This is a genomic window from Propionispora hippei DSM 15287 (assembly GCF_900141835.1).
Lineage (GTDB): Bacteria > Bacillota > Negativicutes > Propionisporales > Propionisporaceae > Propionispora > Propionispora hippei.
Window position 1 is genome coordinate 36,608 of sequence record NZ_FQZD01000016.1, and the last position, 15,286, is coordinate 51,893.

Here is a 15,286-nt window from a genome sequence, read left to right on the forward strand (position 1 = left end):
CGTTTGGCGGTACGGATTTTTATTATAGAAGGGATTTCCAGTTGACTCCCAGCGATTCCAGCAGATGAATGACGTGTGTATCGTTAGCCTGCACAAAGCCGCGAACCTTGGCGTAAACCATAGTTTGCCGCCCGTTTTTAAAAATAGTCAATTGATCTAACAGCGGATTGTAGTTGACCTCGCTGCCGTCGGGCATTTTTTTGGAGACCGGATCGATAACCGGTTGAGTGGCAGGGGAAGCCGGGGGGGATTGAAGTTCTTTTAAGCGGAGACGCAGGGTTGCGATGTCGTCCGTCGTGACCAGACCGGTGATCTCAGCGGTAAAGGACAAGGCACCGTCGCTGGTTAAGGTGCGCTGTACTTTTGACGAGGTGACCTGCAGCAGCCCGGCGGACAAGGTTGTGACTTCGTCTTTGGTAAGCTGGAGGTTTTCCGTTTGGCTGAAGCTTTCAATATAGATGCCGGCCTGTTCGATGGCCCCCCGTTTGGCGTTGAGCAAGGCTTTGTCCTGAGCGGCAGCCGGCGTTTCTCCATCGCCCATGAGGTAAGTACCGGTAGCGGTAATGTAATGGGGTTCGGCAAAACAAAGCAGCGGGATACATAATAAAAACACTAAAGCAGTTATGAGCTTCATAACATCACTCCGTTGTTAATGATAATGGATAGCTTGAATTTTCGCTGTTTGTTTTCCAGACTCCTGCCCTTTTCATTCCGATGACGGTATAATTGAGTGAAATTTTTGGAAACATGGCATAGGCTAAGTTCGGCTTCCTGCAGCAATAGCCGGTCGGTGTGCTGGCTATGCTGCAGGACTTTGTTTTAGCAGGAAGGTTGCCTTGTTTGTTGATTGTATACAGTTGCCGCTAAAGAAGGCATACTAAATAAAAACGTAAAATTTTGGAGAAAGAAGGTTTGTTTGTGGATAAGAGCTATATATTTATGCTGTTTACCTTTATTGTAGGAGCTGTGTTTTTTCTGCTGGTACCCAAGGCGCAATATAAGCGTTATCTTTTATATGGCATCGTGCTTGGCGGCTTTGTTCATGGGCTTATCGCCTCCGCTTCAAGCTATATGAATTTATTGAAATATACCAATATGGGACCGTTCAGTGTTATGGGGCTGATACCGGCCTGGACACCGATTGCCTGGTCATTTTCTTTTGCTGTTTTTTTCTATTTGATGCCCCGGCGCAGAGCTTTTTTGATTCCCTATTTGCTGGCTTTTACCGGCCTGGATTATATTGTGGGACTGGTACTGGAAGCCTATGGATTATTTACGTATATCGGCAGTTACCGTTATTTTGCTCTGTTGACTTTTTTAGTGTGGTATTCTGTGGCAGCCTGGATTTTTTACCGGGACCCGCAAGCAAATGTCTTACTGCCGGTTGCCGCGAAAACGCTGCCGGAAGAAAAGCGGGATGAGGAAAAATAACCGTTTATTTGTGAAGTGATTTAACAAAAAGCAGCAGACCATTCGTATTGACCGTCCTCATGGCGGTGATTCGGACCGGCAGCGTGAGCATGACCGGAGAGAATGGGAAGAAAATGAACGTCATAAAAGAGAAACGAAGCGGCGCCCCCATGAAAGCGACAGAGAATGTCATGAACGGCAGGAACGGGAAAAACAGCGTCATGAGCAGGCGTTGCGGGAAGTAGCGGCTTTTTTGATAGGCGTTGGAGTCGGTCAGTCTAATTAAGCAAAAAAATAATCCCCGTATTGGGAGAGAGGCTCTTTGGGGTTTCTCCTTCCATCCGGGCTTGATTTCCCTATTCGAAAGAATAGGGTTCTTTATTTTTACCCGGCAATGCCGGAAGCTTTCCGCTCCTAGTTTCCTTGGTGCGGAACAGAATCTATTAAGAGCCCGAGGTAGTGAGAGATTTAGCTTATTTACCGGAAAAGGGACTGATTTTTGTTGTTTTCTCAGATGGTGTTTATTGCTAAAAAACTTGAATTCTGCTACCCTGATGATAAGCAAGATGCTGCATTGACGAAACAAAGGAGAGGGATCACGATTATGATACGATTTGAAAGCGATTATACCGAAGGCGCTCACCCCAGAATTTTGCAGCGACTGCTGGAAACCAATGAGGAGCAGACGCCGGGCTATGGCTTGGATCAGCACTGCGAAGCAGCCCGGAATTATATAAAAAAAGCTTGTCAGGCGATGGACGCCGAGGTTCATTTTTTGGTCGGCGGCACACAGACCAATGCCACCATCATTGCCTCGATTCTGCGTTCTTATCAGGGAGCGGTGACAGCCGAAAGCGGCCACATCGCCGTCCATGAGACCGGCGCCATCGAAGCGGCCGGTCATAAGGTGCTTACCCTGCCCAGCCGAGACGGGAAAATCCGGGCCGAACAGGTAAAAGAGTTATACCGGGCTCATTGGGCCGATGCTTCCCATGAACATATGGTACAGCCCGGCATGGTGTATATATCCCATCCTACTGAGAACGGTACTACATATCGTAAGGACGAACTGGAGGCGTTAAGCGCTGTTTGCCGGGAATGCGGGCTGCCTCTGATGTTGGACGGCGCCCGGCTGGGATACGGTTTGACGGCTCCGGACAACGACTTGTCCCTAACCGATATTGCCCGTCTCTGCGATGTTTTTTATATCGGGGGAACGAAAGTCGGAGCTCTGATGGGAGAAGCTGTGGTGATCACACAGGAGGCTTTGCGGCGGGATTTTCGTTACATGATCAAGCAGCATGGCGGGATGCTGGCCAAGGGACGTTTGCTGGGCATTCAGTTTGAAACGCTGTTTGAGGACGGTCTGTATTTTGAAATTGCCGGGCATGCCGTAGCCATGGCGATGCGTATCCGGGAAGCTTTCACGGCCCAAGGATTTTCTTTCCGCTATGCTTCTACTACCAATCAGCAATTTCCTATTTTGCCTGATGAAGTATTAAAAAAACTGGGCGAAACCTACGCCTATTCTTTCTGGGAAAAGGCGGGAGCCACTCACAGTGTGGTGCGGTTCTGTACCAGTTGGGCCACCAAGAAGGAACACGTGGATCGGTTGGTCAAGGATATTCAGGCGCTATAGGGCAATGTAAAGCAATATGATTTGGCAAGGTAGCAGGGAATCGCGAGGGACTTTACGTGAAAAGTAGAGTACCCTTTTCTGCTTTTTGCGTGATTAGTCATCGAACCGGTTGCAGTGAAAAGCCTGTAAAAACTTTTACATTGAACTGATTATGTAAATTTGATAGACTGGTATAGAGTCGAATTCTACATAGAAAAGAGAGGCTTTACGATGGTAAGCAGGTCGAAAAACCGGGTGGATGTGTTAGGGTTTATTGTCATTATAGTTATTTTGGCGCTTATGGGCAGATTAGCTTACCTTCAGATCATAAAGGGTGATTACTTTCACACTTTGGCCGAGCAAAATCGCATTCGCCTGATTACCGTTACGGCGCCGCGGGGAACCTTCTATGACCGCAACGGAACGCCACTGGTGAACAACCGGCCCGGTTTTTCGGTGTCCCTGATGCCGATTGACGGACCGGTTTCACAGGAGGTTATTGTTAGGTTGGCTGACATCCTCAAGATTAAGCCGGAGGAGATCAACAGCAAAGTTAAAAAGGAGGAAAATCCGTTAAATCCGGTTATCGTGAAAAACGATGTGGGGCAGGACATTGTGGCCAGGATCGAAGAACACAAAAGCGATCTGCCTGGCGTGGTACTGGCGATCCAGGCGGTGCGCAGCTATATATATAATGACCTTGGCGCTCATATGTTCGGCTACGTAGGGGAAATCAACGACAACGAACTGGAAAAAGGGAAAGCCGACGGTTATAAAAGTGGTGACATTCTGGGCAAGTCCGGTCTGGAGCAGGTCTATGACAAGACACTGCGCGGTGTGGACGGCGGTGAGCAGGTCGAAGTGGATGTGACCGGGCGCCCCATCCAGCGACTTGGTCGGAAGGAGCCGGTTCCCGGCAATGACCTGTGGCTTACCATTGATTATCGCGTCCAGAAGGCTACGGAAGAGGCGATGGACAGGCAGCTTACCTATTTGCAAAACAAGCTGGGCAACAGCAAAGCGAAAGCCGGCGCCGCCGTGGCGATCAACCCTAAGACCGGTGAGGTGCTGGCGATGGTCAGCCGGCCGGCCTTTAATCCCAACCTGTTTAATGGCGGCATCTCGGAAAAAGACTGGAAGATAATCAACGATAATCCGTTCAATCCCATGCAGAACCGGGTGATTGCCGGTGAATATCCGCCGGGTTCTACCTTTAAAATTGTGACAGGCACGGCAGCGTTGGAACTGGGTAAGGTGACGCCGGAAGAAAAGATTCTCGATACAGGCAAGCACTGGATTATTCCCAAGGGAAACGCGCAGAATGAAGCGCTGGGCCTGATCGATTTCCGCGAGGCGTTGTCCAAATCGGATAATGTGTATTTTTATGAAATGGGCAACCGGCTGGGCATCGACAATCTGGAAAAGTATGCAAGAATGTTCGGTCTTGGTGAATACACCGGCATCAAGCTGCCGGGTGAATCGAACGGTCTGGTGGCAAATAAAAAGTATAAAATGAAAGTGTACGACGAAGACTGGTACCTGTCGGAAACCTTTGACGCCGCTATCGGGCAGGGATTCCAACTGGCGACGCCGCTGCAGGTGGCCAATGTTATGGCTCAGATAGCTAACGGCGGACATCGTTACCGCCCCTACCTTGTCAGTAAAATTGCCAGTCCCGACGGAAAAATCATTCAGACCTTTCAGCCGGAGGAAGTGGGAACGATCAATATATCGGCTAAAACACTTAATCTCATCCGGAGCGCTCTCCGGGATGTCGCTTTGCCCGGTGGTACGGCGGCGTCTACCTTCGCCGGCTTTCCCATTCCGATCGCCGGCAAAACGGGTACGGCGGAAAATCCTCATGGCGATGATCATGGCTGGTTTGTGGCCTATGCGCCGTTTGATGATCCGCAGATCGTGGTGGCTGTTCTGATTGAGCAGGGTGGTTTTGGCGCCGATTCGGCCGTGCCGATTGCCCGCAAAATGCTGGAGGCTTATTTCGATGTTCCTTCCCAGAAGAATCCGGCAGATTTATATGCCGAGGAGCAGGCGGCAAAAGCCGGTGCTAAGCAGCCATAAAAGGTACTTCTTATATTTACCGAGAGTGAGCCTGTATGATATAATAAATAAAACCACATATTCTTCGGGGAGCTTGTGTAGCAGGCTGAGAGGAAGTAATCGAACTTTGACCCATATACCTGATTTGGATAATGCCAACGTAGGAATGTGAATTGTGTTGCTATGATGTATAGCTAGAGCAGGGATATGCCGGCAGGTGTATCCTTTTTTTTATTGTTCGTAGGTTTCAGCGGCAAGGTTTAGTTCTTGCCGAATGGAGCACTCGGTGGAGGAGGAGCGTCCTGCACCGGATGGCAAACGACAGCTACATAGCGAGGGAGCCCGTGTTTCGGGATGAGAGGAGGCTTTGGAGCCTCGACCGGTCTGATGGCTATGCCAGAGGGGGACTGCTATGTAGTTTTGTTTTATATACCTTGCTGTAATTTAATCCCTGTCCGGCATAGCCTGTTGACAGGGATTAAGCATGTACATGCTTGCCATAGATGATTACAGATGAGGTGTTTTTGATGAATCGAAATGAGGGACTCTTAAAGATGGTGATGTTATCCATGCTGGTGGCCATTGGCGTGGTAATTTCCCCTATCCTGCGGATTGAAGGGATGTGCCCGATGGCCCATGTGATCAATATCGTATGTTCTGTTTTATTGGGACCCTGGTATTCTTTGCTGTGCGCTACACTGATTGGTATCATCCGGATGATGCTGATGGGCATCCCGCCATTGGCGTTGACCGGCGCGGTATTTGGCGCCCTGCTGTCAGGTCTGTTGTACCGGTATTTTAAGGGACGGCTGATCTGGGCTGTTATTGGCGAGGTGCTTGGCACAGGCGTAATCGGTGCCCTTGTTTCCTATCCGGTGATGACCTTTCTGTGGGGCAAGGCAGGGCTGACCTGGACCTTTTATCTGCCGCTCTTTACCGCAGCTACGCTGATCGGCGGCTCGATTGCCTATGTATTTTTGACAGCTTTGAAAAAAACGGGTATGCTGGCAGTATGTCAGAACCGGTTAGGAGCGGTGGTCTATGACAAAGGCTGATGTCTCGCTTGCCGGACTGCTGGCTGTCCGGCGGGAGGTGCAGGAACGCAGGCCGCTCATTCACTGCATTACCAATCCCATCTCGATCAATGACTGCGCCAATGCTGTCCTGGCCGTCGGGGCCAAGCCGATCATGGCGGAGCATCCGGCCGAAGTGGCCGGCATTACGGCGACGGCAGCTGCCTTGGCGGTCAATTTAGGCAATATAACCGACAGCCGCATGGCGGCTATGCGTGTATCCGGCAAAGTGGCCGGCGAACGGAAGCTGCCTTCGGTGCTTGATCTGGTCGGCGTGGGCTGCAGCCGCCTGCGTCTTGACTTTGCCAGGGAGTTTATTGCCGAATGCCGCCCTGACGTGATCAAAGGCAACATGTCGGAAATCAAGACGCTTAGCAAAGGAGAAAGTCATGCCCAGGGAATTGATGCTGGCGAACAGGACAGCCTGGCCGGGGATAATATGGCCGATACCTTGCGCTGGCTGCGGGAGCTCTCACTGGCCACTGGCGCAGTTATCACCGTAACCGGCCGGGTGGATGTGATTACCGATGGCCGGACCGTTTTCCTGCTGGAAAATGGCTGTGACATGCTGGCGAGGATCACGGGAACCGGCTGTATGCTCAATGTGCTGGTGGCCAGCTTTATTTCAACCGGTCGTATTTTGGCCGGCGCGGTGTTGGCGACGGCGTTTTTAGGCATCTGCGGTGAACTTTCCCTGCCGGTGAAAGGCACCGGCATGTTCCGGGCCAATTTGCTGGATACTATATACAGTCTGACTGACGAGGAATTTAGCAAAGCCATTAGGTGGACGGTCTGCTAACCGGTAGGGATATCGCGCCGTCATCATCATTATTGTCTAAAGGAGCTTGGGTCATGCGACATGTAACGGCCGCTGTTTTATTAAAGGACGGTAAGTGCCTAATCGCTAAACGGCGAACAGGTGACGCGCTGGAGAATCTATGGGAGTTTCCCGGTGGCAAGATTGAAGACGGGGAGACACCGCAGGAATGTCTGCAACGGGAAATCCGGGAGGAGCTTCAAATCGAAGTCACGGTGGGAGATTTTTTGACCGAAAGCATCTACGACTACGGTCGGGGCGTCATCCGGTTAATGGCCTATATCGTCACCTGGCAAAACGGCAATTTGCGACTGACCGTTCATGACGGACTTGCCTGGGTTGATAGGAACACAATTACCGGCTATCCATTTGCTCCGGCCGATATTCCGATAGCGGCGAAGGTGAGAGACCTATTGTCCGCTGGGGAGAGTTGACGGATATTGCGCGATTGCATAGTATAGTGGAAAGAAAGGGAGTAGGTGAATTGGATTATTTATGGCTGGTATTCTCCTTGCTATCGGCTGTAACGGCGGCGCTGGTGGCTATTTTTGGCAAGATTGGCCTGCAGACGGTGGACGCCAACTCGGCTACAGCCGTCCGGTCGATCGTAATGGCTATTTTTTTAATGGGAGTGGTGGTACTGCAGGGTAGTGTTAAGCAAATACCGGTCATTTTAGCCGATAAAAGGACGTTTTTATTTATTGTGCTTAGCGGTATAGCCGGGGCCCTGTCCTGGTTGTTTTATTTCCTGGCCCTTAAGTACGGCAAGGTATCACAGGTAGCGCCTATTGACAAGCTGAGTGTTGTGATGGCCACGATTCTGGCTGTCGTGCTGCTGGGTGAAAACATCAGCCTGTTAAATGGTATCGGCGTTGCACTTATCGCCGCCGGGGCCATTGTGGTGGCTCTATCCTAGGGAGCCGCTGATTTAATGAGCCTGCCAGCCTGGCGAAAGTATAGTCTGCAGCTTGTCAGGCAAAAATCAGCAACCTGTCATACTCCTGACATGGTTCCTTGTTAAGTAAGCTATTATAATGGACGTATAGAAGAAAAACAGGGGTGAAGTTATGAAAAAGAGTACAATCATGACAGGGCTGATTCTTTTGTTAAGTATGCTTGTGGGGATTGTGGCAGTGGTATCTGTATCGGCACGGCAGCAGGAGCCTAAGGTGATTCCTTTGGATGTAACTGCCGTCAAGGTGGACGAATTTTTCCCCCGCCAGGAAGGAACATTCATTTTAAAAGATATGCAAACCGGCAAAATGTTTGTCTACAATCCGGCCAGAGCGAATGTCCGGCAGTCGCCTTGCTCTACCTTTAAGATCATGAACTCGCTGATTGGGTTGCAGACCAAAGCAGTGCAGGACGAGTACGATGTGAAGCGCTGGGATGGCACCGACCGTGGGTTGGCGGTGTGGAACCGGGATCATACGCTGGGGTCGGCCATGCGCTATTCCGTAGTCTGGTATTATCAGGCTATGGCCCGTGATATTGGCGCCGAGCGGATGCAATACTGGCTGGACCAATGCTCTTACGGCAACCGGGACATCAGCGGCGGCATTGACCAGTTCTGGCTAAACAGCTCGCTGACCATTTCACCGTTGGAACAGGTTGAGTTTCTGGAGAAATTGTATGCCGGAACCCTGCCTTTCGATAAAGACGTGATGAAAACGGTTAAACGGATGATGCTTTTGGAAGAGGGGGATACATATGCGCTGTACGGAAAAACCGGAAGCTCCAAAGACAATCTGGGCTGGTTTGTTGGGTTCGTCAATGTAAAGGGAAGGACCTATCTCTATGCTACGCAGCTTGACAGTCCGCAAGGAAATAAAACCGGCGGCGCTTTTGCCAAGAAGGTAACCCTGAATATTTTAAAAAAGTACAGCTTGATTGATAAATGAATCGGAACTTATAATAAATAGAGGAGCCGGGCCGCTGTGTGAGAATGGCGGGAAGGCCCCTCTAAAATACTCTGTAGGAGATTTCCGATGCAAAAACAGGTGTGGCTTGTTATCGAAAGGGGAGAACCGTTTGAAATAGGAACCCGCTTAAAACTGGAACCAGGCGAACTTTGTCTGGGCCGTTCCAGCGAGAAGCAGCAGGTCGATATCAGTTTTTCCAATTTCCTTATATCCCGCTGTCATTGTTGCATTTACCATCATAAGGATGGTCTGGAAGTTTGTGATACCGGCAGCAAGCACGGGACTTTTCTTAATGAGAAGCGCTTGCTCAGTCATAAGAAATATCCCATTCTTAGCGGTGATCGAATTTCTTTGTCGATGGGAGTGGCCGTGTTTCGGATTGTTCAGTCGGCGTTGGATGAAGTAACCATCGACTTGACACAGCCGGTGACAGTAAGTTCTGATGGAGCCGGTGTTATATTGGATGACAGGAAACGGGAATGCCGGATTGAAGGACAGCCCATGCCGCTGACTGAAAAAGAGTGGCTCTTTCTAAAACTGCTCCACGACCATGCTAATACGGCAGTAGCTTACGAACGGATTAAGCAGGCCGTATGGGGGGAACGGTTTAATCCGGAGCAGGAGATCGTCGATGTCGGAGCCGATGAAATGAATAGCCTGGTATACCGACTGCGCCGGAAGCTGGGAGCGAGGGCCGGGCTGTTAAAGTCGGTCCGGGCTTATGGTTATATGCTGGAAATAGCCGTCAAGTAAACTATTTGACAATTCACCGGTGAAGACGTATAATAGCGATGAATATTTGAATCTGGTTTTACCAAAGGCTGTGAACAGGAAGAGTATTCCGGTTGGGAACCGCACAGAGAGCAGGAGTAGCTGAGAACCTGCGGGGGATTGCCGGCAGAAAATCACCTGAGAGCCGATGGCTGAACTAGTGTAGTGACTCACTGCTACACTTACAGTAGGTCCATTCGTATTCCTGCGTTAAAGGATAAGGTATGCAGTACCTGAATGTGAAGGTGGTATAGCGAAGTTGAACACTTCGTCCTGACAGGGGGCGAAGTGTTTTTTATTTTTAACAACGATCCGCCGGGTGGCAGCATTGTCTTAAGAGAAAGGGGCAGAATATGTACAAGAAAGTAAGTCCGAAGAATGATTTTGTGGAAATGGAAAAATCCATCCTGAATTTATGGGAAGAAAAAAAGGTCATTGCCAAGAACTTTGACATGAATGAAGGTAAGGAGTATTTTACCTTTTACGACGGTCCGCCGACAGCTAACGGCACACCGCACATCGGTCATGTGGTAACCCGGGTTATCAAGGACCTGATTCCCCGCTATAAGGTTATGAAAGGCTATAAGGTGCTCCGCAAGGCCGGCTGGGATACCCACGGTTTGCCGGTGGAGCTGGAAGTGGAAAAGAAACTGGGCATTTCCGGCAAGCCGGAAATTGAAAAATATGGTGTGGAAGCTTTCATTAAGCAGTGTAAGGAAAGCGTGTTTACCTATGCCACGCAGTGGAAGGAAATGTCCGAACGGGTAGCTTACTGGATTGACATGGAGAATCCTTATGTAACCTATCATAACGACTATATCGAATCGGTCTGGTGGTCGTTAAAGCAGCTTTGGGATAAAGACCTGCTCTATAAAGGGCATAAAATTGTTCCCTACTGCCCGCGTTGCGGTACCGCCCTGTCCTCTCACGAAGTGGCCCAGGGTTACAAGGATGTAAAGGATAGCTCGGCCTATGTTAAATTCCGGCTGAAAGGTGAAAATGCCGCCATTCTCGTCTGGACGACGACGCCGTGGACGCTGCCCAGCAACGTGGCCCTGGCGGTCAATCAAAAATACGATTATGTGGAAGTCATCAACCAGGAGGAACACCTCATTCTGGCCAAGGAACTGCTGAACTGCCTGGAAGGCGAATATGAAGTGGTGCGGGAGTTCAAAGGCGAAGAACTGCTGGGCAAGGAATACGAGCCCATGTTCAGTTTTGCCAAGCCGGAGAAGAAAGCCTACTATGTGGTGCACGGCGATTTTGTCACCCTCGGCGACGGCACCGGTATCGTGCATATTGCGCCGGCCTACGGGGAAGACGATAACAAGATCGGTCAGAAATATGACCTGCCTCTGGTGAATCTGGTGGACGCCCAGGGTAACTTTACCGAGGAAGTGACGCCTTGGCAGGGCCTGTTCGTCAAAAAGGCCGACGAGAAGATTCAGGCGTTCCTTAAAGAAACCAACACGCTGTATAAAGCGGAAAAATATCTTCACTCCTATCCGTTCTGCTGGCGCTGCGATACGCCCCTGCTCTACTATCCGCGGGTATCCTGGTTTGTCAGAATGTCGTCGCTGCGGGATAATCTGCTGGCCAACAACGATACCATCAATTGGTATCCGGACAATGTAAAAAAAGGCCGGTTCGGGAACTTCCTGGAAAACGTCATCGACTGGGGTCTCAGCCGCGAACGCTACTGGGGCACTCCGCTGCCTATCTGGGAGTGCGACTGCGGCCACCGGGAATGCATCGGCAGTGTGGCCGAACTGAAAGAAAAGGGCCAGACGGTAGCGGACGATATTGATCTGCATAAGCCGTACATTGATCAGGTACACCTTGACTGCCCGCAGTGCGGCAAAGCTATGCAGCGCGTCAGCGAGGTCATCGACTGCTGGTATGATTCCGGTTCGATGCCGTTTGCCCAGTATCACTATCCGTTTGAAAATAAAGAGCTGTTTGAACAGAACTTCCCGGCTCAGTTCATCTCTGAGGCGGTGGATCAGACCCGCGGCTGGTTCTATACGCTGCTGGCCATTTCGACTGCCGTATTTGACAAAAGCTCTTTTGAAAATTGCGTCGTTTTAGGCCACGTGCTGGATAAGCATGGTCTTAAGATGTCGAAGCATAAAGGCAATGTGTTGAGTCCGTTCACTGTGCTGGACCATCAGGGGGCTGATGCCTTGCGCTGGTACTTCTACACGGCCAGCGCTCCCTGGCTGCCCTCCCGTTTCTACGAGGACGCCGTCATCGAAGCGCAGCGCAAGTTCCTGAATACCCTGTGGAACGTCTACTCCTTCTATGTGCTGTATGCTGAGATCGACCAATTCGATCCGGCTAAGTACCAGGGACGGCAAAGCAGCCATGTCATGGACCGCTGGATTATTTCCAAACTCAATACCCTGATCCAACGGGTGGATGAGTATCTGGATACTTATAAAATCACTGGCGCTGCCGAACTGATCGAGGAGTTTACCGATGAGCTTTCCAATTGGTATGTCCGCCGCAACCGGACCCGTTACTGGTCAATGGATATGACGGAGGACAAGATTGACGCCTACCTCACCTTGCATACCGTGCTGAAAGATTTGGTGGTCGTTGCGGCTCCGTTCGTGCCGTTTATTACCGAGGAAATCTATCAGAATCTGGTGGCACCTGTTCTGCCCGGAGCACCGGAGAGTGTGCACCTCTGCCTGTGGCCCGCATACCGGGAGGAACTGGTGGACGTCAAACTGGAAAAGGAAATGGAACTGGCCTACAAGATTTGCGGCCTTGGTCGCAGCGCCAGAAATCTGGCCAACATTAAAAATCGCCAGCCGCTGCCCAAGATGCTGGTCAGCACCGGCGAGCTTCCTGAATACTATGTGGATATCATCAAGGATGAGCTGAATATTAAGGAAGTTATGGTCAATGCTAATATGTCTGATTATGTAAGCTATACCATTAAGCCCAATTCACCCGTGCTGGGCAAGCTGTACGGCAAACTGCTGCCGGGAATCCGAAAGGCGATTACTGATGCGAATCAGATGGAACTGGCGCTTAAAGTGTCAGCCGGACAAAGCATTAACATTGAGGTGGAGGGAACCTCCATTGAGCTGAACAGTGAAAACCTGCTGGTTACCATGAACGGTTTGGAAGGCTTCGCTTTCGCCGGCGAGGGCGAGCTGGGCGTCGTGCTGGATACCCATATCAGTGAAGAACTGAAGACTGAAGGCTATGCCCGGGAGATAATCAGCAAGCTGCAAAACATGCGGAAAGACAGCCTGTTTGAAGTGGTGGATAAGATAAACATTTATATGACCGGCAATGAGCTGTTGAAAGCCGTGGTCGAACAATATAAAGACTATATTATGAGCGAAACGCTGGCGGAAGACATCATTTTTGATGCCGACCGGGAGTACACGGAAGTGAATATTAACGGCGAAAAATTAAAGCTGGCTGTGGAGCGGCAATAGTACGCTGCTGACCTGTACAGGGCCGGGGATATATCCCCGGCCCTGTTTCTTTTTACTGGTTAGAAGCTGATATTGGTTCATGCACCAATGTCTATTGACAAAAAGCTGAAAAAAATGTTAACTGGAAGTAATTAGTCTATATTGCGGCCCCTGTCAAGCTTAAAACGGAAGAATTATTTCCAAAATATTGATTGACGCAGGCCCGGTTAGGAGGAATCCATTTTGAATTTTATTGTGGCTCCAGAGGTTTTTGCATTATTGCCGGAGGCTTGTTTTGGCGTGGTGGTGGTCAAAGGGGTGGACAATACCAGAGCCAGACAGGAAATAGAGGATTTGCTGACGGCAAGTGTTCGACTGGTTAGTGAAAAGTTTCAGACGACCAAGGTGAAAGAAGCGCCGGAAATTCTGCCTTACCGGGAGGCCTTTCAGACCTTGGGCATAAATCCCAATAAATATATGAGTTCTATTGAAGCCATGAGCTCGCGGATTGCCAAGCAGAAGGATTTTCCGCGCATCAGTCCTCTGGTCGATTTGGTTAATGCCATATCTTTAAAGCATCTGGTACCGATGGGGGCCCACGATCTGGCCGCGGCGGACGGTGATATTCAGGTCCGGCTGTCCCGGCAGGGCGACAGCTTTATTCCTTTTGGCTCGGATACGGCGGAAGGCCTGGCAGATGGCGAGCTGATTTACTCAGCCGGCAGCATGGTAAAAACCAGACGCTGGATTTGGCGGCAAAGCGAGCAGGGCTGTGTGACTGCTGGGTCCAGGGATATTTTTTTCCCGATCGACGGATTTTACGGACAGAACGAACAACGGGTGACGGCGGCCAGGGATGAGCTGGCTGTATGCCTGGAACGGTTATTTGCCGTACCGGTGACGGTCGGCATGGTTGACAGAACCAATTCATCGTTGGTTATATCATAGCCGGGCAGCAAATTCAAAGAAACCGGTGTTTTTGAAGTGGCAGGAAATTTCCCGGAATAAGATGGGGAAAGCTAAATTTCAGATAAAGAGATAAGGAGCGATGGTATGATAACCTTTAAGGAGCTATATAGCAGAATCAAGCAAGAGGTAGCGGCCCGGGAGGACATTAACTGGGAAAGCCTAAGCAGTGATGAATTTGATAAAAGCCAGCTTAGCTGCCTGTTTAGTCCGGAACAGCATCCGGTTCATCAGTCTATTCAGGAATGTCTTGAAAAAGCCGAAGCGGGCAGCCTGACAATTTCCCGGGATGTGCTGGCATCATTGAAATCGCTGGCAGCGAAGCAGACCTTTGCCTATGTGCTGATAGCCCCTTCTTTTTTGGGCCAGTTTCATGAACAGGTGACGCCGGGCATGCTGCGTAACGCCTTCCGGCACATGGGCCTTGACGGTATGGTGGAAGTGGCCGTGTTTGCCGATATCCTGACCATTAAAGAAGCGCTGGAGTTTGACAGGAATATTCTCAGCGAAAAGGACTTCCAGTTGACCAGCTGCTGCTGTCCCATGTGGATTGCTATGATCCGGAAGGTTTACAGCGAGTTAATGCCTCATGTTCCGGCCACGGTGTCACCGATGATTGCGGCCGGCCGGACGGTTAAAATTCTGCATCCAGGATCGGTGACCATTTTTGTCGGTCCCTGCGTTGCTAAAAAGAGTGAAGCCCGGGAAACAAATCTGGCAGGCGCTATTGATCATGTGCTGACCTATCAGGAAACCAAGGAATTGTTTGACTTGCTGCAAATTGATCTAACCTCCTATGTGGACAGTGAGAAGGAAAATTCCTCCCGGGGCGGTCGTATTTATGCGCGGGCCGGCGGGGTTAGTGAGGCGGTGCAGCGAACCGTGGAACGGCTGAATCCTAATCGGACGATTACCATCAAGACCAGAATGGCCGATGGCGTGCCAAACTGCCGGATCATGATGAATGAACTTCTGGAAGGGCAGGTCAATGCCAATTTCTTCGAAGGTATGGGCTGCAGCGGCGGTTGTGTCGGTGGGCCGAAAGTGCTTGTCGACAAGGAATTTGCCAAAAACAGAGTGGATGCCTACGGAGCAAAAGCCGTGTATAAAACACCGATTGAGAATCCCTATGTGATTGAGCTGCTTCATCGCTTAGGTTTTGAAACGCCGGACAGTCTGTTGGCGGATAACGAATTTTTCACCCGCAGGTTTTAAAT

At 50.3% G+C, this 15,286-nt stretch carries 14 protein-coding genes and 1 riboswitch; of the genes, 13 read left to right on the top strand and 1 reads right to left on the bottom strand.

What is annotated here, in order from left to right; translation table 11 throughout:
• Window positions 1-22: 22 nt before the first annotated feature.
• The gene (locus F3H20_RS10855; RefSeq protein WP_149734953.1) at window positions 23-634 is read right to left on the bottom strand and encodes a hypothetical protein; all 612 of its coding nucleotides are present in this window, start codon (window positions 632-634) and stop codon (window positions 23-25) included.
• 284 nt (window positions 635-918) lie between these two features.
• Here F3H20_RS10855 and F3H20_RS10860 point away from each other — a divergent pair, with 284 nt between their 5' ends.
• From F3H20_RS10860 to F3H20_RS10915, 13 genes are all read left to right on the top strand, one after another.
• Entirely contained in the window at window positions 919-1,431 is a 513-nt protein-coding gene (locus tag F3H20_RS10860) for a hypothetical protein (RefSeq protein WP_223191731.1), read from the top strand.
• 47 nt (window positions 1,432-1,478) lie between these two features.
• Complete coding sequence (locus F3H20_RS19910) at window positions 1,479-1,655, top strand: hypothetical protein (RefSeq protein WP_188128289.1); 177 nt, start codon at window positions 1,479-1,481, stop codon at window positions 1,653-1,655.
• 359 nt (window positions 1,656-2,014) lie between these two features.
• Window positions 2,015-3,049: a threonine aldolase family protein gene (locus tag F3H20_RS10865; protein WP_149734954.1), complete on the top strand. Its 1,035-nt coding sequence runs from the start codon at window positions 2,015-2,017 to the stop codon at window positions 3,047-3,049.
• 210 nt (window positions 3,050-3,259) lie between these two features.
• Window positions 3,260-5,107: a penicillin-binding protein 2 gene (gene mrdA / locus F3H20_RS10870; RefSeq protein ID WP_149734955.1), complete on the top strand. Its 1,848-nt coding sequence runs from the start codon at window positions 3,260-3,262 to the stop codon at window positions 5,105-5,107.
• A 55-nt stretch (window positions 5,108-5,162) separates the two neighbouring features.
• Window positions 5,163-5,271, top strand: a riboswitch (TPP riboswitch).
• Between the two features lie 342 nt (window positions 5,272-5,613).
• Window positions 5,614-6,141 carry an energy coupling factor transporter S component ThiW gene (thiW, locus tag F3H20_RS10875; RefSeq protein ID WP_149734956.1) on the top strand — a complete coding sequence of 176 codons (528 nt, stop codon included), beginning with the start codon at window positions 5,614-5,616 and terminating at the stop codon, window positions 6,139-6,141.
• Window positions 6,128-6,958: a hydroxyethylthiazole kinase gene (thiM, locus tag F3H20_RS10880; RefSeq protein WP_149734957.1), complete on the top strand. Its 831-nt coding sequence runs from the start codon at window positions 6,128-6,130 to the stop codon at window positions 6,956-6,958. The genes thiW and thiM overlap by 14 nt, the downstream gene beginning before the upstream one ends.
• A 53-nt stretch (window positions 6,959-7,011) precedes the next feature.
• Window positions 7,012-7,410, top strand: coding sequence for a (deoxy)nucleoside triphosphate pyrophosphohydrolase (locus F3H20_RS10885; RefSeq protein WP_149734958.1), 399 nt, complete (start codon window positions 7,012-7,014; stop codon window positions 7,408-7,410).
• A gap of 50 nt (window positions 7,411-7,460) precedes the next feature.
• Window positions 7,461-7,892, top strand: coding sequence for an EamA family transporter (locus F3H20_RS10890; protein ID WP_149734959.1), 432 nt, complete (start codon window positions 7,461-7,463; stop codon window positions 7,890-7,892).
• A 151-nt stretch (window positions 7,893-8,043) separates the two neighbouring features.
• On the top strand, window positions 8,044-8,877 hold the full coding sequence (gene blaOXA / locus F3H20_RS10895; protein ID WP_149734960.1) for a class D beta-lactamase: 834 nt from the start codon (window positions 8,044-8,046) through the stop codon (window positions 8,875-8,877).
• Window positions 8,878-8,964: 87 nt separating this feature from the next.
• On the top strand, window positions 8,965-9,651 hold the full coding sequence (locus F3H20_RS10900; protein ID WP_149734961.1) for an FHA domain-containing protein: 687 nt from the start codon (window positions 8,965-8,967) through the stop codon (window positions 9,649-9,651).
• Window positions 9,652-10,022: 371 nt separating this feature from the next.
• On the top strand, window positions 10,023-13,124 hold the full coding sequence (ileS, locus tag F3H20_RS10905; protein ID WP_149734962.1) for an isoleucine--tRNA ligase: 3,102 nt from the start codon (window positions 10,023-10,025) through the stop codon (window positions 13,122-13,124).
• Window positions 13,125-13,346: 222 nt separating this feature from the next.
• Window positions 13,347-14,051: a B3/B4 domain-containing protein gene (locus F3H20_RS10910; protein ID WP_149734963.1), complete on the top strand. Its 705-nt coding sequence runs from the start codon at window positions 13,347-13,349 to the stop codon at window positions 14,049-14,051.
• A gap of 105 nt (window positions 14,052-14,156) precedes the next feature.
• Window positions 14,157-15,284: a [Fe-Fe] hydrogenase large subunit C-terminal domain-containing protein gene (locus F3H20_RS10915; RefSeq protein WP_149734964.1), complete on the top strand. Its 1,128-nt coding sequence runs from the start codon at window positions 14,157-14,159 to the stop codon at window positions 15,282-15,284.
• The last annotated feature ends 2 nt before the right edge of the window (window positions 15,285-15,286 follow it).